Origin of the sequence: Bradyrhizobium sp. Bra64, assembly GCF_024519875.1 — a bacterium.
GTDB classification, from domain to species: Bacteria; Pseudomonadota; Alphaproteobacteria; order Rhizobiales; family Xanthobacteraceae; genus Bradyrhizobium; species Bradyrhizobium japonicum_G.
In genome coordinates this window covers 337,618-360,892 of sequence record NZ_JALJRD010000007.1, presented here as the reverse complement: position 1 = coordinate 360,892, position 23,275 = coordinate 337,618, and the positions used below count along the sequence as shown (strand labels likewise).

The following is a 23,275-nucleotide window of genomic DNA, read 5'->3' as shown; positions in this document are numbered from 1 at the left end:
CTCGGCCTGCATGGTTCGAGACGCCCGCTTTGGCGGGCTCCTCACCATGAGGGTCTGATATCTCACCGCAAAACGCGACCTCATCCTGAGGGCCCGCCGTAGGCGGGCGTCTCGAAGGATGGGCCGCAGGCAAGCTGCCCGCCACGCTTTTCTTCATATGCGATAGCCCTGCGCTTGCGGTGGAGGTCGACGCGAAGCGGCGGGTGGGGGCTTTCTCCTCTTGGGGATTGTCCCGTTGCGGCGACACCCTCTCCCCTGCCCTCTCCCGCAAGCGGGAGAGGGGCGCACCGCCTTCGTAGCAACACCTCAGCTGAACCTCCCCTCCCGCCATCGCGACGAAGTGGCATGAACCCGTTGGCCAGTTCCGGCCGGGAAACGTCACGCCATGACCAGCTCGTCAGCGACCAGCACTGCTACGCCATCATCCCGCCGTCTTGGCATCATCGGCAGCATCGTCGGCGTGCTGGCGCTGATGGCCGCTGTCTTGCCGCATTGGGTCGTGCCGATGGTGTTTCCGCCGCCACCGGCGGACCAGGTCATCGTCGACACCGGCCATCGCATCAAGGATCGCGTGATCGCACGCGTGAAGGGTGTTGAATATCAGGCTCCCAGGATCGAAAAATCGGCCGGAAGAAGCTGGAGCGAAACGGCGTCCGCCACCGCGATCTCGCTCGGCCTGCTTGCGATCCTGCTCTCGGTCCTTTCGCTGATCTTCCGGGAGGAGCGGCTCCTGGCCGGCGTGGCCGCGATCCTCGGCACCGGCGCCATTGCGGTCGAGATCTCCTTCGTCGTGATCGGTGCACTGATCCTCATCGCGATTCTCTACGTGGTGGCGAATATCATCGGCTTGTTCTAGGCCCTCCCCGCGCTCCTCACCATGAGGGTCTGGCAGGCACATCGGCGCGGGCAGCTGCGGCCAGCGCAATTGCTACCGCGCTCAATTCTATGTAGTTTCCGCCCGAAACAGCCCGCCCCACCCAGCAGGACAGCGAGAGATCCCGTGGCGCCCATCCAGTACATCGTCGAAGGCGGTCACCGGCTCTCGGGCTCGATCGAGCCGTCCGGCAACAAGAATTCGGCGCTGCCGATCATCGCGGCCGCCCTGCTCACCGAGCATCCGGTGACACTGGAGAACGTGCCGCGAATCCGCGACACGGAGACGCTGGTCGAACTGATCCGCTCGGTCGGCGCATCCGCCGAATGGACCACCCGCAACACGCTTCATATCCACGCCAAGAGCATCCGCGCCGCCGATCTGGACCCGGAGCTCTGCGTGCGCATCCGCGCCTCGATCCTGCTGGCGGGGCCCCTGCTCGCCCGCTGCGGCGAAGTGATGCTGCCGCCACCCGGCGGCGACGTCATCGGCCGCCGTCGGCTCGACACCCATGTGCTGGCGCTCGAACAGCTTGGCGCCAAGGTCACGGCGACCGACCGGCTCGAATTCCGTGCGGCAAGGCTGGCCGGGGCTGACGTGTTCCTGGACGAGCCCAGCGTCACCGCGACCGAGAACGCGCTGGTCGCGGCGGTCGCCGCCGACGGCGTCACCTATTTGCGCAACGCCGCGTCCGAGCCGCATGTGCAGGACCTCGCCAACTTCCTGGTCGCGCTCGGTGCAAAGATCGAGGGCATCGGCACCAACACCATGGTCGTGCACGGGCCGGCAACGCTGGGCGGCGCGACCTACCGGATCCAGCCCGACCATATCGAGGTCGGCTCGCTGATCGGGCTTGCCGCCGTGACGCGCTCGCCACTGCGCATCCTGCGCGCCGGCGTCGAGCATCTGCGCTCGATCCGCATGGGCTTCGAGCGGCTCGGCATCGTCTGCCGCATCGAGGGCGACGATCTCATCGTGCCCTCGAACCAGACGATGAAGATCCAGGACGACTTTGGCGGTCACGTGCCGAAGCTGGAGGACCAGCCCTGGCCGGCCTTCCCGGCCGATCTGATGTCGATTGCGATCGTCACCGCTACGCAATGCGAGGGCGTGATCCTGATGTTCGAGAAGATGTTCGAATCGCGGATGTTCTTCGTCGACAAGCTGATCGCGATGGGCGCGCGCATCGTGCTGTGCGACCCGCACCGCGCCATCATCGCCGGCCCCAGCCGTCTGCACGGCGCGACGATGACCTCGCCCGACATCCGCGCCGGCATGGCGATGCTGCTTGCGGCGGTCTGCGCCGAGGGCACCTCGACCATCAACAACGCCGACCAGATCGAGCGCGGCTATGAGCGCATCGAGGAACGGCTGAACGCGCTGGGCGCGAAGATCAAGCGCGTGCCGGAACGGAAGGGCTGAGGCACTTCGCCTCCCAATCCGAAAATGATCTCGTGCGCCGGATGCAGCGCAGCACGTCAGTGATGCGCTGCTGAGCCGGGGCCCATACCGCAAAGACAGCGCTCGTGATCCTGGGTCGGCTCGCGCTCCGTGCATCCGGGACACGAGTGAGGCCATGTTTTCGTCGTCCGGTCGTGCTATTGAGCCACCCATGCTCGACACCGCCCGACATCCTTCGCGGCCGCAAGCCGGCGTGCCGCCCAATCCTCTCGCCGACGAGTTCGTCGAGACGCTGCGGCTGGCCGTGCCGATGATGCTGACGCAGCTCGGGCAGATCGCGATGATCACGACCGATCTCGCGCTGATCGGACGGCTCGGCCAGGATGCGGTCGCCGCGGCCGCGCTGGCGCACACGGTCTATTTCGTCAGCTTCACCTTCGGGCTCGGGTTGATGGCGGCGGTGTCGCCGTTGGCCGCGCAGGCGTTCGGTGCCGGCGATGTCAGGCGCATCCGCCGCTCCCTGCGCGTCGGCCTCTGGGTCGCGTTTCTGATCTCGCTGCCGATGATGGCCTCGCCGCTCTATGGCGACCACATCCTGATCGCGCTCGGTCAGACGCCGCAATTGGCCGCACTTGCGCAGCACTATCTCTACGGGCTGGCCTGGGGCATCGCGCCGGCGCTCGGATTCATCGCGCTGCGCAGCATGATGAGCGCGGTGAACCGGCCGCAGCCGCCGCTGTGGATCACGCTCGCGGCGATTCCCGTCAACGCGGCGCTGGTCTACGTCCTGATCCACGGCCTGTTCGGCCTGCCGGAGCTCGGCCTGTTCGGCGCGGGGCTTGCGACCACGCTGGTCAATCTCGGCACGTTCGTCGCAACGCTCGCCATTGCCGGCCTGCGCAAGCCGTTCGCGGATTATCACCCGCTCGCCCGTCTCTGGCGGATCGACTGGCCCCTGATGCGCGAGCTGATCGCGATCGGCGCCCCGATCTCGTTCTCGCTGCTGCTGGAATATGGCCTGTTCTCGTCGGCGGCGCTGTTGATGGGGCTGATCTCGACCGCCGCGATCGCCGCCCATCAGATCGCGCTCCAGGTCACCGCGGTGTTGTTCATGGTGCCGCTCGGCATCGGCATGGCGGCGACGGTGCGGGTCGGCCAGGCCTTCGGCCGCGACGATCCGCTCGCGGTGAAGCGCGCAGGGCTCGTCGCGGCCCTGCTCGGCGTCGCGCTGGTCTCCGCGCTGACGGTCGCGATCATCCTCGGCCGCTATGAGCTAGGACGGCTGTTCTTCGGCAGCGGCGCCGAGAGCACCGCCACCGTCGAGCTGACCGCAACGCTGCTGGTGGTCGGTGCGACCTTCTTCATTGCCGACGGCCTCCAGACCATCATGGGCGGCGCGCTGCGCGGCATCAATGACACCAGGATGACACTGATGTTCGCCGCGATCGGCTATTGGTGCGTCGCATTTCCCGTCGCCTGGGTGCTGGCTTTCCACGCCGGGCTGGGCGCGGTCGGCGTCTGGATCGGGTTCTCGATCGGGACGTTCGTCTATGCCGGGCTCTTGATCTTGCGCTTCCGGATGCTGACGCGCAGACTGGCGGGATGATCAGGACGGTCCGCGAAGTCACCCCCGATGTCGACGCCGGCACGCTGCTGGCAGGCGCACAGTTCATCGATGCGTTTCGCGTGGAGATCGGCGCAGCGGCCGTGAACGCCCGCGAGGCCTGCACGAGGATGGTGCTGCACGGGCCGCGCTGGGTCGATGCGCTGATACGCCTGCGCAACATCCTGGTAACGCCGTTCGGTTTGAAGACATCGGGCGAAGGCGCACCGGCGCCGGGCGGCTTGATCGGCCTGTTTCCGGTGCTAAGCGAGACGCCGGAGCGGCTGGTCGCGGGCTTTGACGATTCCCATCTCGATTTTCGTCTTGTCGTTGACGTGACCGGCGATGCCGCAGCTCGCGAGGTGACATCGACCACGCTGGTTCGCACCAACAATCTGCTCGGCCGCAGTTACCTCACCCTCATCATGCCCTTCCACAAGCTCGTGGTGCGCAGCATGATGGCGCGGATCGTGGAGCCGGCGCGATGACGCCCGTAACGCCCCTTGCCGTCGACCTCTTCTATTCCTACCGCAGTCCCTTCAGCTATCTGGCGTTGCCGAAGACGCTGAAGCTGGTCGCGGAGCACGATCTGGCGGTGAACCTGCGGCCGGTCTATCCGCTCGCGGTCCGCGTGCCCGGCTTCTTCAAGAAAGCCAGCCCGAACTTCATTCGCTATGTGGTGCTCGACAGCACGCGCGTGGCGCAGCACGAGGGCATTCCGTTCCGCTTTCCGAGACCGGACCCGATCGTGCAGGACAAGGTGACGTTCGATGTCGCGGCGGAGCAGCCCTACATCCACCGCCTGACCCGGCTGGGCGCGATGGCGCAGCTGGAAGGGCGCTCGCTCGCATTCACATACGCGATCGCGCGCGTGCTGTGGGATGGCTCGGTCGCGGGCTGGAACGAGGGCGACCATCTCGCGCGCGCCGCCGAGGCCGCCGGCTTCGATCTTGCCGCGATGGATGCTGCGATCAGCGCAGATCCGGATCGTTACGAGCAGGTGATCGCGGAGAACGAGAAGGACCACGCCGCATCCGGCCATTGGGGCGTGCCGACCTTCGTGTTCGAGAACGAGCCGTTCTTCGGCCAGGACCGCATCGACCTGCTGCTCTGGCGCATGCAGGGCAAGGGGCTGACGAAACGGTAGCTCACTCCGCCAACCGCGCGGGCTTGTCGGACGCGGCCTCCGACCATTCGCCGACGACGCGGTCGAGATCGCAGAGATTCTGGTGCATCTGCTCCAGCGAGAAGCCGATGGCGAAGAAGCGCTCGGCGGTGTCGCCGGAATGGCCGCGGATCAGGCCGTCCTGGCGAACGGCGGCAACCGCGTCGGCGTAATGCTGGAGCGCGACATGCACGGGATGGATCGGCGGCGCGCCGGCACCCTCGCGCATGGCGGCGGCGGCCGAGCGCAGGAAGCGGTCGATCGCGTTCGAGACTTCCGCAAGCGGCGCGGCGAGGCGCATCTGCACCTCGGCCGGCAGCGGCACCACGGTGGCGCGGCCGATCATCACGACATCATGGCGGAGCCGCAGGATCGTGCGCAGCAACGGGCCGGTGTCGGGCCCGCCCGACAGCCGCGCGGCGCGCTCGCGCTCGGCCTCGGCGCCGATCGCATTGAGGCCGACCATTGCCGTGCCGATGCCGTCCTGGATCCGGTGCAGCGCATCGTTGTCGCGGCCGCGCGTCAGGCCGGCGAGCAATTCGGTGAAAGCCTCCGCGATCAATTCGAGCAGTTTTGCCGCGCTGGCGCGGATCTGCCGGACCGCGCGCGAGGGCAGCACCAGGAACGAGACCAGCAGCCCGGTAACGGCGCCAACCGAGACCTCGCTGACGCGATCGATCGCCGAGGCCATGGGATCGGCATGATGCATGGTCGGAAGCACGAGCACGATCACCGCCGTCACCGTTGCAGAGCTCAGGTTCGGATAGATCGCCGCGACAAAGGCAAGCGGCGCCACGGCCAGCACCAGCAAACCCAGAAGACCGAGTTCGCCGGAATAGGGGATCAGGATTGCGATCGCGCCACCATAGATGGCGCCGCCGATCGTGCCGATCATGTAGTCGCGCGTCGCCTTCAGCGAGCGTCCGACGCTCATCTGGGTCACGATGATGGAGGTGAGGACGGCCCAGAGCGGCAACAACAGGTGTAGGGCGGTGGCAAGTGCATAGGCCCCGGTGGCCGCCACCGTGACCCGGACCGCCAGCCCCAATTGCGTCTTTCGCGACCAGACCTGGTCGAACATTTGTCTTGCGAGTGCCATCGTCGAAAGTCCCGGTCCGATCCTCTTGCACCTGCCATAAGCATAGCTGGTGCCCGCGGCCGCAAGGCCGCTTGAAAGGCCCAATCAGCCCGCCTAATTTGCGCGCCAAAACGAGGAAACACGATGGCCCACGAAACCGCAACGCTCGCCGCCTATGTCGCCAGCCTGAAGTACCAGGATATTCCGGCGGAGGTGCTGGATCGCGCCAAGGTGCTGACGCTGGATTTCCTCGGCAGCGCGATCCGGGCCCGCAGCGAGGCGGAATCGACCCCCTCGATCCTGAAGATGCTGGAAGCGCTGGCGCTCGACACCAAGGGCGAGTCCACCGTGTTCGGCGATGCCAAGACCTGGACGCCGGCGGTCGCGGCGCTGCTCAACGGTGCGCTCGGCCATTCGCTCGACTTCGACGATACGCATGCCGATTCCTCGCTGCATCCGAGCGCACCGGTGGTTCCGGCGGCGTTTGCCGTTGGCGAGATGGTCGGCGCCTCCGGGCGCGACGTGCTGACCGCGATCGTGGCGGGCTATGAGGTTTGCTGCCGGCTCGGCAACGCGCTCGATCCGACCTCGCATTATGCGCGCGGTTTCCACCCGACCGCCACCGCCGGCACCTATGGCGCGGCGGCGGCTGCGGCCAAGCTGTTCGGGCTCTCCGAGCCGCAGATCATCGCCGCCTTCGGCGTCTCCGGCAGCCAGGCCGCGGGCTCGCTGCAATTCCTCGTCAACGGCGCCTGGAACAAGCGCTATCAGGTCGGTGCCGCCGCGATGAACGGCGTGATCGCCGCGACGCTAGCGCGCACCGATTTCGTCGGCGCGACGGAATCGGTGGAAGGCAAGCATGGCCTGCTCGCCGGATACACCGACGATGCGCATCCGGACAAGGCGGTCGCCGAGCTCGGCAAGGCCTATGAGACCATGAAGATCGGCGTCAAGCCGTATCCGAGCTGCCGCTACACCCATGCCGCGATCGACGCGCTGATCGCGATGCGGCGCGAGCACAATCTGACGCCGGACCAGGTCAAGCGCGTCGAGATCGGCCTGCATCGCAACGGCATCACGCTGACCGGCGATGCCGCGACCAAGCGGCATCCGACCTCGATCGTCGGCGGCCAGTTCTCGATGTTCTTCACCGGCGCGCTCGCGCTCGACCAGGGCTCGTTCGGCTGGGACGACTATGGCCGCCTTGGTGACGCCGCCATCGACGCGCTCGCCGACAAGTTCGACGTCGTGCAGGACGACCGGCTCGAGGTCGGCCGCACCCATCCGTTCGGCGCCCGCGTCAGCATCACCACCGATGACGGCGTGCACGAGCGGCTCTACGCCGATCCCTCCGGCGAGCCGAATTCGTTCCCAGACGCACAGGCCATGCAGCAGAAGTTCCTGACACTGGCCCGCCCGGTGCTGAATGCGCGGGCGGAGAAGTTTGCGGATGCGATCATGACGCTGGAGCGGTTCGATCGCGTCGCCAAGGCGACGGAGCTGGGGCGGTAATAGAGTCGCGTTCGCGCGGCTTCGCTCCACCCTCCCCTGGCAGGGTGAGAGACAGCTCAATTCACTCCCGCCATCTTCCCCTTCTCGCGCGTCGCGGCGACCACGTCGCGGACGAGATCGAATACACCATCAGCTTGCGGTGGCGCGTTCGGCGAGCGACCGAGGCGCACAATCACCAGCCGCTCCGACGGGATCACGATGGTGTATTGCCCGATCGTGCCCTTGGCGAAGAAGGCATCGCGCGGCCAGCCGTGTGTGATGCGAAACTTCGCGCCAAAGCTGTCGCCCTGATTGGTCCAGAAGCCGGCGCCGATGCCGACCCAGGCGTGCGGCGTGGCCGTCGCGGAATAGTTCACCCAGCCCTCGGGGAGGATGCGCTTGCCGCCGGCGACGCCGTCGTTGAGATAGAGCTGGCCGAAGCGCGCCCAGTCGCGCGCGGACGCCAGCATTTCGCTGGAGCCCTCGATCGTGCCGGCGCCGTCGAGCTGAAGCGTGACGTGCTTCATGCCGAGCGGCGCGAACAATTCGCGGCGCGCGAAGCGCAGCGCATCCTCGGGTTTGCCGCCGGCGGCGTTGCGGATCAGATGCGCGAGCATGATGGTGTTGCCGTCGTGATAATTCCACACCGTGCCCGGCGCGGTCGCGAGCGGCATGCTTGCGGCATAGGCAGCCATGTCATCCTCGGCGAATTTCATGGTGTTGACCGGCTCGAGCACGGAGCCGAGCGAGGCCTCCAACGAGCTTCCGAGCGCAATGCCTGCGGTGTGACGCAGCAATTGATCGACGGTGATGGCATGACGCGGATCATCCGGATTTTGCCAGGCGGCGACCGGCGCAGGCCCGTCGAGCTTCAGCTTGCCCTGGCGCACGAGGATGCCTGTCAACGCTGACATCACCGACTTCGTCATGGAGAAGCCGAGCAGCGGCGTCTCCGGTCCAATGCCATCCGCGTAGCGCTCGGCGATGATGCGGCCGGCCTTCATGACGACGATCGCGCGGGTGCGGCGATAGGGCGGCCGTGCGGGCTCGGCGAAGGCGCGGTCGAGCGCGGCTGACAGCTCCTCGCTTTGCGGCGACACCAGTCCCGGACCGGCAATCTCGGGAAGCAACGCCGTCTGCTTGTCGTCGGGCGGCAACGCGACGTCGGCGATCCCCTGGCCGTGTTCGAGCGTGCAGCCGAGGCCCTCGCGATAGACGGCGTGGCTGCGGCCGATGCCGAACAGCGTCACCGTGACATCCTTGCGCACGCGATCGACCTGAAGATTCATCGCCCAGGTGAGCAGACCCGTGCCCGGCATCGCGTCGGTGGTCTCGGCGAGGTCGCGCATGGGATCGAGGCCGGAGACGAACGTCTCCGAGCAGAGCGTGTCAGCGATGAAGCCGGTGGCAACCTTCGGCACGTCGCGGGCCCGCGCCGCGCCGAGGGCGAGGCCGGCAAAGGCGATGGCGGTGGTAGCGAAGATGATCTTGCGGCGGCGGGTCACGGGCTTTCTCCGGCTTCGGGGCGAGTGGCGGAGAAGGAGCCGGATGCGGGCGATGCGTGCTCGCCGGATTTGAAATACGGCCTCGCCGAAACTGACCGGGGCTAGCCGAATTTGAAATTCTGGCGTTGTTTCAACGGGATAATAATCTAAGCCGCATCGGCCTTGAGCCGTCGATACTCCGTCGGCGTCACGCCGGTGACCGCCTTGAAGGCGCGGTTGAACGGGCCGAGCGACTGGAAGCCGGCATCCATCGCGATGGTAATGACGGGGACCTCGGCCTGGGTGGGATCGGCCAGCGCGGCCTTGGCTTCCTCGATCCGGTGATTGTTCAGGAACACATTGAAGTTGCGGTAGCCGAGCCGCTGGTTGATCAGCCGGCGCAGCCGGTATTCCGGAATTTTCAGCCGGCCCGCCAGCACGCCAATGGTGATGTTCTCCAGGCGATAGACCCGCTCATCCGCCATCAGGCGCATCAGGGCATCGACAAGCTTCTGGTCGGCAGTGTCGTCTGCCGCAGGCTGACTGAAAGCAGTCGGCGGTGCGGGCTCCGCCGCGGCCGGAAACAGGTCCGCCCCGTCAACGCGCATCATGGCATAGACGATCGCCGCAACGGTGCCGGCGAGCACGCCGGCATTGATGGTTTCGGCGACATCGCCGACGTGGTGCCCGGCGACGGCAATCTGGAGCACCGCGTTCAGCCCGCCATAGAGCGCGGTTGCGCAGACGATGAAGACGCGAGCGCTGCGGCGGCGCTCGACCAGGTCGGCCGGCCAGGAGGCCATCGTCTGCCCGACCGCAAGCGCGATGAAACCGAGCACGATCAGATTGACCACCGTCACCGAGAACCGCACATGGCCGCTGGGTGCAATCCAGGCGCAGCCCGCGAAGCTGAAGGCCGTCACCAGCGCCCAGACCGATCCGTGCCACCAGCGGAGGTGAAACTCGTCGTCGAACAGGGATCGTGTGAACAGCCAGAGCACCACGATGCTGCCGGTCGACAACGCGATCAGCGGTGCATGCCAGAGCGGGATCCGCGACGTGACATCCAACGAATAGCTCACAGCATGCGCGGCCGAGCTCAGCGCGAACGCAGCGCCGAGCCGGGCCGCGAGCACATTGCGGAAATCCGAGACAAGTGACGCCGCCAGCACCAGCAGCAGCGCTACGGACGCGGCACGAAAGGCAAGTTCGGTTGCGGCAAGTGTCATCGGGTGATGCGATCGGTCGCGGTGGAAATCAACCAAACATCCTTCGTCAGGCCGCGCTTTTCAAGATGGATCACGCCGAATGAGGCGCAGTCTCGATCCCGGGTCCATCGACCTCGATCAGGTTTGCGCCCGGCTTGATCGGAGAAACCATCGTCCGCCCCAGTTTCCAGATTAGGTATCGCCGATATCGCACGATGACGGCAAATAGACCGTCGCGGCGATGCGGAGGCGTCGCGACGGGACCATCAAATCCTGTTACGATCGCCGCAATAAAAGGAGCCCACCGATGAGCTGGCAACCCTCGAACGATCCCGTGCTCGGCGATCCTATGTCCTGCGATGCGCTCGATCTCGTCATCGTGCCGCGCACGCGCGATCTCGGCGACGGCTTCGCCGTGCGGCGCGCGCTGCCGCATGGCAAGCGCCAGATGGTCGGCCCCTTCATCTTCTTCGATCATTTCGGGCCGGTGCAATTCGTTTCCGGCAAGGGCATGGACGTGCGGCCGCATCCGCATATCGGGCTTGCCACCGTCACCTATCTGTTCGACGGCTCCATCATGCATCGCGACAGCGAGGGCAACGTCTGCGAGATCCAGCCCGGCGCGATGAACCTGATGACCGCGGGCCGCGGCATCGCCCATTCCGAGCGCACGCCGGATGCGCAACGCGCCTCGGGCCAGCAGATGCTGGGCCTGCAAAGCTGGATCGCATTGCCGGCCGGATCGGAAGAGATCGCGCCGTCATTCCAGCACTACGGTGCCGGTGATCTGCCGATGATCTCCGAGCGCGATTTCACCGCGCGCGTGATCGCGGGCTCAGCCTTCGGCATCACCTCGCCTGTCACGATGGTCTCGCCCTGGTTCTACACCGAAGTCACGGCGGTTGCGGGCGCGAGCGTGCCGCTCGACCCCGACCACGAGGAGCGCGCAATCTACGTCGTCGACGGTGAGATCGAGATCGCGAACGAGCGCTATGAAGGGCCCCGGCTGCTGATCTTCCGGCCCGGCGATCGCATCACGGTGAAGGCGCTCAAAGCCACGCGGATGATGTTTCTCGGCGGCGATGCGCTGGAGGGGCCGCGACACATCTGGTGGAATTTCGTCTCCTCCAGCAAAGAGCGGATCGAGCAGGCCAAGCAGGACTGGAAAACCGGCCGCTTCGCCGCGGTTCCGCAGGAACATGAGTTCATTCCGCTGCCGGAATAGGCTATCCCGATCCTGGCCGGGCCATTCTGCGCGGCCGTGATCTCCTGTCGAAGGCCGTGCCTGCGAAAGATTTGCCGATGACCACCATGCTCTCCAGCGACCTGCCTTTGCCCAAGATCGGACGCGGCAAGGTGCGCGACATCTACGCCGTCGACGACGACCGCCTGCTGCTCCTCACCACCGACCGCATCAGCGCCTTCGACGTCGTGATGGGCGAGACCATCCCGATGAAGGGCGCGGTGCTGACCCAGATCAGCGCGTTCTGGTTCAACGAGCTCGAAGGCGTGGTGCCGCATCACATGATCAGCGCCGACACCGACGAGATCATTGCCGCCGTGCCGGCCTTGAAGCCGCACCGCGCCGAGATCCTCGGCCGTGCCATGCTCTGCCGCCGCACCACCGTGTTCCCGATCGAATGCGTGATCCGCGGCTATCTCTCGGGCTCGGCCTGGAAGGAATATGCCGCCAGCGGCACGCTCGCCGGCGAGAAGCTGAAGGCGGGTCTGGTCGAAAGCGAGAAGCTGGAGCCCTCGATCTTCAGCCCGGCGACCAAGGCCGAGACCGGCCACGACGAGAACATCACCATCGCGCGGATGCGCGAAGTCGTCGGCGAGGAGGTCGCCTACACGCTCGAGAGCATGACGCGCGCGGTCTACACGCTCGGCGAGGAACTGGCGCGCGAGCAGGGCATCATCATCGCGGACACCAAGTTCGAGTTCGGCCGCGACAAGAACGGCCGCATCATCCTGATCGACGAGGTGATGACACCGGATTCCTCGCGATTCTGGGCGGCCAGTGCCTACAAGCCCGGCCAGCCGCAGGCGAGCTTCGACAAGCAGCCGCTGCGCGACTATCTCGACGTCGAGCGCCGCGCCGGCCGCTGGAACGGCGACGCCCCGCCGCCGCCTTTGCCCGCGAGTGTGGTGGAGGCGACGAGCAAGCGGTATCTGGAGGCCTATCGACGGGTGACGGGGAGCGAGCTGAAGATCTAGCCCGGCTGCTCGTCTCGCTCCGTCATTGCCGACCGGCTCGATGCCTCCCCGGCGCGTCCTGGCTTTCGCCAACACGACACCGATTGCAAGGCGGGCGCTTCGGCTCCTCCATCCACCACGTATGATTGGCCGTTCACACGCCATAGATCGCGCGTCCGACCGGCGCGGAACCTGCCGACGGCTGAAGCCATCAGCATCGCTCAAACTTGTCGGATAACTCATACTTGCAAGAATCCTGTTGCGCTAGGCTCGCAGTCGTCTACGTCTCGAACAGGAATTTTCATGAGCGAGTTTCACGGCGTGACCGATCCTGCAATTGGCTTCACTCCGTCGGCCGGGCTCAATCCGGCCCTCAAGCGTGCGCTGAATGACATATTGGGCGGGAGCGCCGCCAGCGTCCTGACCGTCACCTTCGGACTTTCCTACGCGCTGCTGATCTTCGCGGGACCGCTCTCGCCCTATCTGTCCTACGGCATCGCCGCGACCTTCATCAGTTCCGCGGTGCTCGCGGCCGTCATCGGGCTGGGAAGCTCCCTACCCTTCGCGGTTGCCGGCCCTGACAGCTCGACCGCCGCGGTGACGGGCATTTTGGCCGCCTCGCTGGTCGAACGCATCGAAGCAGCCAATTTATCGGCACCCCTGCTCTCGCCCGTCCTGATCACGCTAGGCCTCTCGACCGTGCTGACCGGGATCGTGCTGTGCGGACTGGGACTGACGCGGATGGGCCGCGCGATCCGCTACGTACCTTATCCGGTGATAGGTGGCTTCCTCGGCGCCACCGGGCTCCTGATCATCATGGGCGCGATCCGGGTGATCACCGATCATCCCATGCAGTTCGCCACGATGTTGCGCTTCACCAATGGCGTCACGCTTGCGGAACTGGGCGCCGCCTGCGCGATGGCGCTGGTGCTTTATCTGACGTGGCACCGCTCGCGCAGCCCGTTCGGATTGCCCGTCATTCTGATCGGCGGCATGCTCACGGCACATCTGGCGTTTTGGATCGCAGGGATCTCGCCGGAGGAGGCGCGTGCCCTGGGCTGGACCTTCCAGCCCCCGCCGCCCGCGGCCTTCATGCTGCCCTGGCACAGCGACGACCTCGCGCACTATCCGTGGTCCGCCGTGCCGGACCTGCTTGGCAATGTCGTCGCCGTCATCTTCGTCACGGCGTCCAGCACGCTGTTCAACACGACGGGAGTCGAGGTTGCCGTGCATCGCGAGACCAATCTGGAGCGCGAGCTGAACGTCACGGGTGTCGCCAACATCCTGACTGGCGCGCTCGCCGGCTATGCCGGCTGCATCTCGGTCAGCCGCACGATCCTGAATTTCAGCAGCGGCGGCCGGGGACGCCTGTCCAGCCTCACGGTTGCGGCCATCTCGCTGCTGATGCTCGCCGTCGCGCCGGAGCTGCTCGGCTTCATGCCGAAATTCGTGCTTGGCGGCCTGCTGCTCTATCTCGGCGCCGACCAGCTCCATAAATGGCTGATCGAGTCGCGCAAGCGGCTCTCAAGGCTCGAATATGTATCGCTGGTCGCCATCATCGCGATCATCGTCGTCTGGGGTTTCGTGCCGGGCATCCTGATCGGCGTCATCATCGGCTGCGCGACGTTTGCGTTCAGCGCCGCGCGGGTGGAGTCGATCAAATACAGTTTCGACGGATCGGAATATCGCTCCTCGCTCGACCGCTCGCGCGACGACCAGGACGTGCTGCTGGCCCATGGCGGCAAGATCCAGGGCCTCAACCTCCAGAGCTATCTGTTCTTCGGTTCCGCCAACCGGCTCTACCAGCACGTCAAGCGGCTGCTCCGGGAGCGCCCGGAATGCCGCTATCTGCTGTTCGATTTCAAGCTCGTCACCGGAGTGGATTCGTCGGCGGCCTATAGTTTTGCGCAGATCAAGCGCAGCGCAGGCGATCTCGGCGTCGAGCTGATCCTGGTGCATCTGTCGGCCGCGGCCGAGAAGGTGCTGCGCGCCAGCGACTTCGTCGGCGAGGGCGTCACCATCATCCCCGAGCTCGATCGCGCGCTGGAATGGTGCGAGAACGAGCTCATCTCGCAGCACCGGGAGCTGGCGCAGGAAGAAGCCAGCCTGCGCGACTGGTTCGCGCGCATCCTCGGCAGCGAGGACGACGCCGACGAGTTGATCCGCCGCTGCCACCGCATCGAGGTCGAAGCCGGGGAGGTGATCGTTGAGGCCGGCGCCCCCGCCGATTCCATGCACTTCATCCTCGAAGGCCGCGTCGGCATCATGATCCCCGCCGACGACGACCGCACCACGCGCGTGCGCAGCCTCGGCCGCTACACCACGATCGGCGAGATGGGCCTGGTGTCGAACACGCCGCGCAGCGCTACGATCCAGGCCGAAGTCGACAGCGTGCTATACGTGCTCAACACGCATCAGTTCGACGCGATCAAGACCGAGGATCCCGCGCTCAGTCACAAGCTCTTGACCTACTTCGTGTCGGTGATGGCCGAGCGGCTGACGTTCGCGAACCGGACGATCGCGGTGCTGCGGCGGTGATCAAGCTACCTTCTTTCTGAAGACCACGGAAAGCTCACGTACTGATCGCGCGTGTCGTAGCAGATATTTCCGTACATCTTGAGGTAGTTATCCCGACGTGCGGGATCATTGAATACGGCCGCGGGATTCGCCAGGTCCGCTTCGTATTGACGGATATTCCCCGCCGTCAGCGCGCTTGGAAGAATGTCCATGGCTTGCGGAACGCTCTTGCCGTCCAGCCAGTCGGCTGCATGCTGACCCATGGCGTAACCGAACACCGAGGATGCGAGACTGATGCTGATCTTGTAAGGGCCGCCTTTCTTGATTTCAGTGACGGCTTCGACCTCTCCATCGATGCCGCCGAAGAACTGATCCGGCCTTTCCTTGCCTGCCTCCCTGACTGCCTGCAGAGCACCAAGGACGACGGTGTCGGCTCCCAGCACGACGTCCACGTCTGGATGCGCCAGCAGAATCGTTTGCATCATCCTGTACCCGCCTTCCTTGTTCACCGTCGGAGGGGAAATGTCCGCAACGACGTCGGCGCCGGGAATGTCCCTCAACACGTCGCGCATCGCCGCGAAACGCGGGGCGAGAAACTGCAGGCTGTCGTGAGTCAGCAGCACGACGTTGGCCTTGCCACCAAGCTTGATCCGAATGTAATTCGCCGCAGCATCGCCGAGCGCCTTGCCCGTGAGATATTGGGGCGCATTCAACAGGGACGTGGCCGGCGGCGGCACAACGGCGCCGACATAGGCGCCTTGCCAGATTGTTCTTCTCAAGGCCGGCGCCAACGATGCGGGATCGACGGGCGCAACAACAAGCCCACCCGTTCGCGCGGCTCGGAAGCCATCGACCTGTTCGACCATCTTGACCGCGTCGTTGTCTGCAATCGAAGTGGAAAAGCTGAGGCCACGGTCGTTTGCCGCCATCGCGAGGCCTCTCGCTATGCCTTTGACGAATTCGCGTTCATTGTCCTGCGCGAAGGCAAGAGACTTGGTAAGCGACGGAGGGAGACTGCAACCAGCGGCATTACGATCGAAGGGGTCAAAAACGCGAGGTATGGTGATGCCGGCTGGTCCGTCCTCCGCCCGTGCGCCCGCGTGACAGGCAATAAAGGTGCAGGCGATGAGGGCCGCGAACGAATTTCGTCTGTCAGATTTCATGCGGGCACGCTGTCGGCCACGGAAGGAAGAACCAGTTTGCGCGGCAAGACTATCCGGAAAGTCGTGCCCTGATCCAGTTCGGAGGTCGCAGTGATATCTCCCCCAAGATTTCTCAAAACCGTTCTCGCATAAGCGAGCCCGACACCCTCGCCGGTCTGGTCCAGCTTGCCGACCCTGCCGAACAGCTCGAAAATCCGCCCCAGATCCTGCGGAGCTATGCCTCGGCCATTGTCTGCAACCTCGATAGCGACCCGATCGCCGGGCAGCGTCGTACTGCTGACCTTGAGCTGAAGTGGCCGTTCCTTCGCGCGATACTTGACCGCATTGTCGAAGAGATTGCCGATCACCTGCTCCAGCGAAAGCCGATCTGTCACGATCGAGCTGACTTGAAACTGTGTATCGATCTTTCCACCCGCCGCCGAAATCTGGTGCTGGATCGCGGAGGCGCTCGAGACAAACGTCCGCTCGAGGTCCACGGCTTCCGGCCTTGGATCGCGGCGCCCGTCCCGCGACAGCAGGAGCACGGCGTTCAGGAGTGTCTCCATCTTGGACGCCGACTTGCGGATATAGCTGATGGCTTCGGGCATCTCTTCATTGGTGATCTTCCTTGCATGCTGCAGATTCGGATCGATCGACCCGGTGCTCGACTGCTCGAGGTATTGCGCGAGATCCTTCGCGCCCTCTGCAAGCTCTTCAGAAAATCCCACAATGCTGATCAACGGAGCGCGAATATCGTGCGACACGAGATGCGTGAAGCGCTGCATCTCTTCGTTGGCCCTCGCAAGAGCTTCCGTCCGGTGTTTGACCCGATCCTCCAGGGACACGTTGAGCGCCGCAACCTCGTCGCGCGCTTGCGTCAACTCGCTGGTGTAACGCAGAAGCGTTACAGTCACGGCGCCGACGACCAGCACAATCAGGACTGACGCCGCGATCGACGCGAACCTCAAATTCGTCGCGTTCACCCTCTGCTGCACGACGCCCGACGTAAGACGATTGTCCATGGCCCGAACGATGCCCGAGACGAACAGGTTCAGCTCATCCATCAGCGCCTTGCCGCGGTTGGTATTGATGATGGCGAGGGCTTGGTCGTCCTTTCGGTCGTTCTTCAGCGCGATGGTCTGGTCCATTTCGGCGAATTTATCGGCGGTGAGGACATCAAGCCGCTTCAACACCGTCTTGAATTGTGGGTCGTCGCCGAGATTCCGCTTCAGGCTATCGAGCTGCCGGTTTGCCGACGTCTTTGCGGCGCCGTAGGGAGAAAGGTAGATCTGGTTGCCGGTCAGCAGCAATCCGCGCTGGCTCGCTTCCGCCGACTGGACCGCGCTGCGAAGCTCGACCGCGGCGACTCGAACATCACGCAATCTGACCACTTCATCGAAATGCTCGTTCGCGCGATCGCCGAGCCAAACGGTCATGCCGACAACTGCGAGCAGCGCGGCCAGGCCGACCACAAGCAGAACCAGCGAGATCGGCACGATGAAACGCTTCGCAATATACATGTCTTGTCAATCCAGCCCGGATGCCGGGAAACTCAATAGGATTACAAGAGCTTAAGGACGAAATAACATCAAGGCCCAACCGCCGGGTTCCATCCGGGACTCGGAGCCTGCACCTCGAATGCTGGGTGCAAACGTGCCAGCGCCCCGGCCGGATGACGGCCAGGGCGCTGCGATCGGACTTGCTCAGTTGGTGGACGAGAGTCAGGGACGTCCCCGACAAAGGCCTCACACCCCCGCCATCATCACGTATTTGATCTCGACATATTCTTCCATGCCGTGATGCGAGCCTTCGCGGCCAAGACCGCTTTCCTTGACGCCGCCAAAGGGCGCGACTTCGGTGGTGATGAGGCCGGTGTTGACGCCGACCATGCCGGACTCCAGCGCTTCGGCGACGCGCCAGACGCGGCCGAGATCGCGGGAATAGAAGTACGACGCCAGCCCGAACGGCGAGGCGTTGCACATCGCGACGACGTCGGCTTCGTCCTTGAAGCGGATCACCGGCGCGAGCGGGCCGAAGGTTTCCTCTTGCGCCACCAGCGAATCCGGCTTGACGTCGGCGAGCACGGTCGGCTCGAAGAACGAGCGTCCGAGCTCGCTGCGCTTGCCGCCGGTGACGACCTTGGCGCCGCGCTTGACGGCATCGGCGATGTGCCGCTCGACCTTGTCGACGGCTTTCAGGTTGATCAACGGCCCCTGCGTGACGCCGCTCTCGGTGCCGTCGCCGATCTTCATTGCCGCGACCTTTTTCGACAGTTTCTGCACGAACTCGTCGTAGATCTTGTCCTGGGCGTAGAGGCGGTTGGCGCAAACGCAGGTCTGGCCCATGTTGCGATACTTCGAGACGATCGCACCTTCCACCGCGGCGTCGATATCGGCGTCGTCGAACACCACGAACGGCGCGTTGCCGCCGAGCTCGAGACCGAGCCGCTTCACGCCGACGGAGGCCTGCTGGTAGAGAATCTTGCCGACCGCCGTCGAGCCGGTGAAGCCGACGAAGCGCACCGCCGGATGCTCGCACAGAACCTTGCCGATCGGCGGCGCGTCGCCCGTGACAATATTGAGGACGCCCTTGGGGATGCCGGCCTTCTCGGCAAGCACAGCGAGTGCCAGCGCCGACAGCGGCGTCTCGTTGGCAGGCTTCAGCACCACGGTGCAGCCGGCGGCAAGGGCGGGCGAGACCTTCCGTGTGATCATCGAGTTCGGGAAATTCCACGGCGTGATGGCACCGCAGACGCCGATCGGCTGCTTGATCGCGAGCAGGCGCGCATCGGGCCGCTGCGTCGGAATGGTCTCGCCATAGACGCGGCGGGCTTCCTCGGCGAAGAACTCGATATAGGCCGCGCCGATGTCGACCTCGCCAAGGGCTTCGGCGAGCGGCTTGCCCTGCTCGGAGGTGAGGATCAGCGCGAGGTCCTCGCGGTTGGCGATGATCAGCTCGAACCATTTGCGCAGGATGTTGGAGCGCTGCTTGGCGGTGTGCTTGGCCCAGGCCGGGAAGGCGCGCTGGGCGGCCTCGACCGCATTGATCGTCTCGTCCGCACCGAGCTGCGGGACCTTGGCGAGCTCGACGCCGGTCGCGGGATTGTTGACGGCGAAGACCGGCGAGCCGACCCAGGCGCCGTCGATGTAGCAGGCCTCCTTGAGCAGCGAAGGGTCCTTCAACCTGTCCCGCAGGGTGGACGTGGCGTGCTGGGCGCGTGCGGCGGCAGTCGGGGTCATGGCGTTACTCCTCAGGGCACGATCGGATCGTGCCGGAATATAGGGACAGACGGCGCGCAATGCACCGTCCGGCAACGCACATCTGCCTATGACGAAATTGGGAGCCGCAGCCTCAGGCAGCGCCGCTCATATAGGTCTCGCGCCGGCCGATCATGCGCTCGGCGGCGGCCTTGGCATCAGCCTTCGAGGAGGTCGCGCACGTCCGGTATTCGAGATCGGGAGCGTCGGAGGTATGGCGGCGGCCGAACCAGGATTTCGAGCCGACCGGCAGCAGCGCCAGCGCCTGCGCCAGATTGTCGACCGCGCCGAAGGAATAGAGTGCGCCGGTGCCGGCGATCCGGACCTCGTAGATGCCGGGCGCGATCGGCGCCTCCAGATTGTCGCCCCGTCCGGGACGGGGATAGCGCTTCCATTCGCTCCAGGTCGAAATCATCTGAGGTCCCCCTCGCGGCCGGTCGAAGGCCGCCAAATTTGCATCAAATCTGAATCTCGGCCGTCGATTGGGCCGGGTGCTGAACGCCGCAACGCACAAATGTTTCAAGTGCTCGAAAACTTTCGAAACATATCGCCCGGGCCCATCCGAGGTCACGGCTCGTTGCGGCCATCCACCGCAGATTGTGACGGAGTGTTGCAGTTCAGCCCTTTCTCGTCCTGCGTGAGTGACGAAGCGTCAAGTCACGACATCGCGACCGGCGAAGGTACGTGGATGCGCTTGCCGCGCGAAGCACGCGGGAGGACAATCGATCGCTTCCAACAATAAACAAACCGGAGGAAACGCGTATGCAAAGCCAAGCACAGATCGACGAGATTCTGCGCCAGAAGAGCGAGGCCAAGGAGATTCCCGGCGTCGTCGCGATCGCCGCCAGCGGTAGCGACGTGCTGTACCAGGGTGCGTTCGGCAAACGCGATTTGTCGAAGCCCGACGCGATGACGGCGGATAGCGTGTTCTGGATCGCCTCGATGACGAAGGCGGTGACGACGGCGGGCGCGATACAGCTGGTCGAGCAAGGCAAGCTGTCGCTGGATGCGCCGATCGGCGAGCTGCTGCCCGATCTCGCCAAGCCGCAAGTGCTCGAAGGATTCGACGCCCGCGGCGAGGCGAAGCTGCGGCCGGCCAAAGGGCCGATCACGCTGCGCCAGTTGATGACCCACACCGCCGGCTTCTGCTACAACATGTGGAACGGCGACCTTGCGGTCTATCTGGACAAGGTCGGCATCCCCGCCATCACCACCTGCCAGAACGCGGCGCTGAAGACGCCGATCATGACCGATCCCGGCACGCGCTGGGAATACGGCACCAATATCGATTTCGTCGGCAAGGCCGTGGAAGCCGTCAGCGGCAAGCGCCTCGATGCCTATCTGCGCGACAATCTGTTCGCGCCGCTCGGCATGGGCGACACCGCTTTCAAGATCACCGACAACATGCGCAAGCGCCTGGTCGGCATGCATGCACGCGGCGAGGACGGCCAGCTCGCGTCGATCCCGTTCGAGCTCGAGCAGGAGCCGGAATTCCACATGGGTGGCGGCGGCCTCTATTCGACCGCGGCCGACTACATCAAGTTCACCCAGATGATCTTGAACAAGGGCCGCGGCAACGGCAATCAGGTACTGAAGGCCGAGACCGTCGCGACCATGGGGCAGAACCACATCGGCGATCTCGCCATGGGCAAGCTGACCACGGCGGCGCCGATGTACACCAACGACGTCGACCTCTATCCGGAGCAGGTGAAGAAGTGGGGCCTCAGCTTCATGATCAACACCGCCAAGACGGCGGAAGGCCGCAGCGCCGGCAGCCTCGCCTGGGCGGGCCTCGCCAACACCTATTACTGGATCGATCCGGCGCGCGACGTCACCGGCGTGATCCTGATGCAGCTGTTGCCGTTCGCCGACGCGAAGTGCCTGGAAGCGTTCGCGGGCTTCGAGCGCGGGGTCTATGCCGGCCTCGATGCTGGCAGCGGGCAAAAGGCGGCCTAACTCCTTAGTATGAGGCGCGCGGCGTCGCGCGCCTTCCCTGCAACGGATAGCCTCGTGCCCGAACGCCGTCGGCTTCGGGCACGAGGCGACAATCTGAGGAGACGAACTTGACGGGCGATCTTGCAGGCAAAGCCGACAGTTACGTTTGCGGCATCTCGGACACGCCGCTGCTCGGCGACACCATCGGTCGCAGTCTCGACCACGCCGTGCGGCGCTGGGGCGCGCGCGAGGCGCTGGTCTCGCCCAGCCAGGGGGTGCGATGGACCTGGACGGAATTCGCCGAACGCGTCGATGCGCTTGCAGCCGGTTTTCTCGCGCTCGGCCTGGAGCGCGGCGAGCGGATCGGCATCTGGTCGCTGAACCGGCCGGAATGGACACTGACCCAGTTCGCCGCCGCCAAGGCCGGCCTGATCCTGGTCACGATCAATCCGGCCTATCGGCTCAGCGAGCTGGAGTTCGCGCTGAAGAAAGTCGGCTGCGCGGCGATCGTGACCGCGACGGCATTCAAGACCAGCCAATACATGGAGATGCTCAACACGCTGTTGCCGGAGCTGGCGAGCGCAAGACCCGGACAGTTGCAGGCGGCGCGCCTGCCGTCCCTGCGGATGGTGATCCAGATCGGCGGCCCCCGGGCATCGGGCACGATCCCCTTCGAAGACGTCGCGCGCATGGGCGGCGCCAAGCATCGCGAGCAGCTTGCCGCGCTCGGCGCGACGCTTCAGTTCGACGATCCCGTCAACATCCAGTTCACCAGCGGCACCACGGGATCGCCGAAGGGCGTGACGCTGACGCATCACAACATCCTCAACAACGGCTATTTCACCGGCCGGGCGATGCGGCTGACCGAACAGGATCGCATCTGCATTCCGGTACCGCTCTATCATTGCTTCGGCATGGTGATGGGCAACCTCGCATCCGTCACGCTGGGCACGACCATGGTCTATCCCGGCGAGGGTTTTGATCCGCTCGCGACTCTCCGCGCAGTCGAGCAGGAGAGATGCACCGCGCTGTACGGCGTGCCGACCATGTTCATCGCGGAGCTCGATCATCCTGAGTTCTCGAAATTCAACCTGAAATCACTGCGCACCGGCATCATGGCGGGCGCGCCCTGCCCGATCGAGGTGATGAAGCGCGTCAACACCGAGATGAACATGCGCGAGGTCACCATCGCCTACGGCATGACCGAGACCAGCCCGGTCAGCTTCCAGAGCGCGACAGACGACCCGCTCGAGCGGCGCGTCTCGACCGTCGGGCGGATTCATCCGCATGTCGAGGTGAAGGTCGTCGATCTCGAAGGCAGGATCGTCAGGCGCGGCGAACGCGGCGAGCTCTGCACCCGCGGCTACAGCGTCATGCTGGGCTATTGGGAGGAGAAGGAAAAGACGGGAGACGTGCTTGATGCGAACGGCTGGATGCACACCGGCGATCTCGCCACCATCGACGACGAGGGCTATTGCAACATCGTCGGCCGCATCAAGGATCTGGTGATCCGCGGCGGCGAGAACCTCTATCCACGCGAGATCGAGGAATTTCTGTACCGCCACCCCAAGATTCAGGACGTGCAGATTTTCGGCGTGGCCGACACTCGCTATGGCGAGGAGCTCTGCGCCTGGATCCGCGTTCGGTCCGGCGAGACGCTGACGGCCGAAGAGGTCCGCGCTTTCTGCGACGGCCAGATCGCCCACAACAAGATCCCGCGCTACGTCGAGTTCGTCGACGAATTTCCGATGACCGTGACCGGAAAGATCCAGAAATTCGTAATGCGCGAGGCGGTCGAGCAGCGGCTGGGGCTGAAGGCGGCGAAGACGGCGTAGCTTGCCAACCCCGTCGTCATTGCCAGCGCAGCGAAGCAATCCAGAATCTTACCGCGGCGGCAGTCTGAATTGCTTCGTCGTTGCGCTCC

The 23,275-nt window shown here is 65.0% G+C and carries 18 protein-coding genes; 11 read left to right on the top strand and 7 right to left on the bottom strand.

The annotated features are described in order from the left end of the window. Nucleotides 1–385: 385 nt before the first annotated feature. The 5 genes from NR187_RS22355 to NR187_RS22335 all read left to right on the top strand — a co-directional run bounded on the left by NR187_RS22355 (nt 386) and on the right by NR187_RS22335 (nt 5,025). Complete coding sequence (locus tag NR187_RS22355) at nt 386–856, top strand: hypothetical protein (RefSeq protein WP_256807619.1); 471 nt, start codon at nt 386–388, stop codon at nt 854–856. 144 nt (nt 857–1,000) lie between these two features. Beyond that, a complete protein-coding gene (murA, locus tag NR187_RS22350) occupies nt 1,001–2,296 on the top strand; it encodes a UDP-N-acetylglucosamine 1-carboxyvinyltransferase (protein ID WP_211383934.1) in 1,296 nt (431 codons plus the stop codon). A 190-nt stretch (nt 2,297–2,486) separates the two neighbouring features. Further along, nucleotides 2,487–3,881, top strand: a complete 1,395-nt coding sequence (locus NR187_RS22345; RefSeq protein WP_211383933.1) for an MATE family efflux transporter — start codon at nt 2,487–2,489, stop codon at nt 3,879–3,881. After that, a complete protein-coding gene (locus tag NR187_RS22340) occupies nt 3,878–4,366 on the top strand; it encodes a DUF2867 domain-containing protein (protein ID WP_256807617.1) in 489 nt (162 codons plus the stop codon). The genes NR187_RS22345 and NR187_RS22340 overlap by 4 nt, the downstream gene beginning before the upstream one ends. Beyond that, nucleotides 4,363–5,025 carry a 2-hydroxychromene-2-carboxylate isomerase gene (locus tag NR187_RS22335; protein WP_256807616.1) on the top strand — a complete coding sequence of 221 codons (663 nt, stop codon included), beginning with the start codon at nt 4,363–4,365 and terminating at the stop codon, nt 5,023–5,025. Before NR187_RS22340 ends, NR187_RS22335 begins: the two co-directional genes overlap by 4 nt. 1 nt (nt 5,026) lies before the next feature. Here the strand turns inward: NR187_RS22335 and NR187_RS22330 are convergent, their stop codons facing one another. Continuing rightward, entirely contained in the window at nt 5,027–6,142 is a 1,116-nt protein-coding gene (locus NR187_RS22330) for an aromatic acid exporter family protein (RefSeq protein ID WP_256807615.1), read from the bottom strand. Between the two features lie 123 nt (nt 6,143–6,265). Between NR187_RS22330 and NR187_RS22325 the strand changes: the two genes are divergently transcribed. After that, nucleotides 6,266–7,633 (top strand): MmgE/PrpD family protein, encoded by a 1,368-nt coding sequence (locus NR187_RS22325; RefSeq protein ID WP_256807614.1) that lies wholly within the window; start codon nt 6,266–6,268, stop codon nt 7,631–7,633. 56 nt (nt 7,634–7,689) lie between these two features. On the opposite strand, the gene NR187_RS22320 is transcribed toward NR187_RS22325, so the two are convergent. Together NR187_RS22320 and NR187_RS22315 are read right to left on the bottom strand one after the other, a co-directional pair. Beyond that, on the bottom strand, nt 7,690–9,117 hold the full coding sequence (locus NR187_RS22320; RefSeq protein ID WP_256807613.1) for a serine hydrolase: 1,428 nt from the start codon (nt 9,115–9,117) through the stop codon (nt 7,690–7,692). A gap of 146 nt (nt 9,118–9,263) precedes the next feature. Then, on the bottom strand, nt 9,264–10,325 hold the full coding sequence (locus NR187_RS22315; RefSeq protein WP_256807611.1) for a helix-turn-helix domain-containing protein: 1,062 nt from the start codon (nt 10,323–10,325) through the stop codon (nt 9,264–9,266). Between the two features lie 286 nt (nt 10,326–10,611). Here NR187_RS22315 and NR187_RS22310 point away from each other — a divergent pair, with 286 nt between their 5' ends. The 3 genes from NR187_RS22310 (at nt 10,612) to NR187_RS22300 (ending at nt 15,038) form a co-directional block, all read left to right on the top strand. Beyond that, the gene (locus NR187_RS22310) at nt 10,612–11,529 is read left to right on the top strand and encodes a pirin family protein (RefSeq protein WP_211383926.1); all 918 of its coding nucleotides are present in this window, start codon (nt 10,612–10,614) and stop codon (nt 11,527–11,529) included. Nucleotides 11,530–11,606: 77 nt separating this feature from the next. Beyond that, entirely contained in the window at nt 11,607–12,521 is a 915-nt protein-coding gene (locus NR187_RS22305; protein ID WP_211383925.1) for a phosphoribosylaminoimidazolesuccinocarboxamide synthase, read from the top strand. 300 nt (nt 12,522–12,821) lie between these two features. Further along, nucleotides 12,822–15,038 (top strand): SulP family inorganic anion transporter, encoded by a 2,217-nt coding sequence (locus NR187_RS22300; protein ID WP_256807628.1) that lies wholly within the window; start codon nt 12,822–12,824, stop codon nt 15,036–15,038. A gap of 5 nt (nt 15,039–15,043) precedes the next feature. On the opposite strand, the gene NR187_RS22295 is transcribed toward NR187_RS22300, so the two are convergent. From NR187_RS22295 to NR187_RS22280, 4 genes are all read right to left on the bottom strand, one after another. Then, nucleotides 15,044–16,180 carry a sugar ABC transporter substrate-binding protein gene (locus tag NR187_RS22295; RefSeq protein ID WP_211383924.1) on the bottom strand — a complete coding sequence of 379 codons (1,137 nt, stop codon included), beginning with the start codon at nt 16,178–16,180 and terminating at the stop codon, nt 15,044–15,046. Continuing rightward, nucleotides 16,177–17,679 (bottom strand): CHASE3 domain-containing protein, encoded by a 1,503-nt coding sequence (locus NR187_RS22290; protein ID WP_211383923.1) that lies wholly within the window; start codon nt 17,677–17,679, stop codon nt 16,177–16,179. Before NR187_RS22290 ends, NR187_RS22295 begins: the two co-directional genes overlap by 4 nt. Before the next feature lie 225 nt (nt 17,680–17,904). Further along, nucleotides 17,905–19,398, bottom strand: coding sequence for an NAD-dependent succinate-semialdehyde dehydrogenase (locus tag NR187_RS22285; RefSeq protein ID WP_256807609.1), 1,494 nt, complete (start codon nt 19,396–19,398; stop codon nt 17,905–17,907). A 112-nt stretch (nt 19,399–19,510) separates the two neighbouring features. After that, the gene (locus tag NR187_RS22280; protein WP_211383921.1) at nt 19,511–19,831 is read right to left on the bottom strand and encodes a hypothetical protein; all 321 of its coding nucleotides are present in this window, start codon (nt 19,829–19,831) and stop codon (nt 19,511–19,513) included. Nucleotides 19,832–20,178: 347 nt separating this feature from the next. On the opposite strand from NR187_RS22280, the gene NR187_RS22275 reads away from it, so the two are divergent. Then, entirely contained in the window at nt 20,179–21,372 is a 1,194-nt protein-coding gene (locus NR187_RS22275; RefSeq protein WP_256807607.1) for a serine hydrolase, read from the top strand. Between the two features lie 107 nt (nt 21,373–21,479). Beyond that, a complete protein-coding gene (locus NR187_RS22270) occupies nt 21,480–23,186 on the top strand; it encodes an AMP-binding protein (protein ID WP_256807606.1) in 1,707 nt (568 codons plus the stop codon). Nucleotides 23,187–23,275 lie beyond the last annotated feature (89 nt).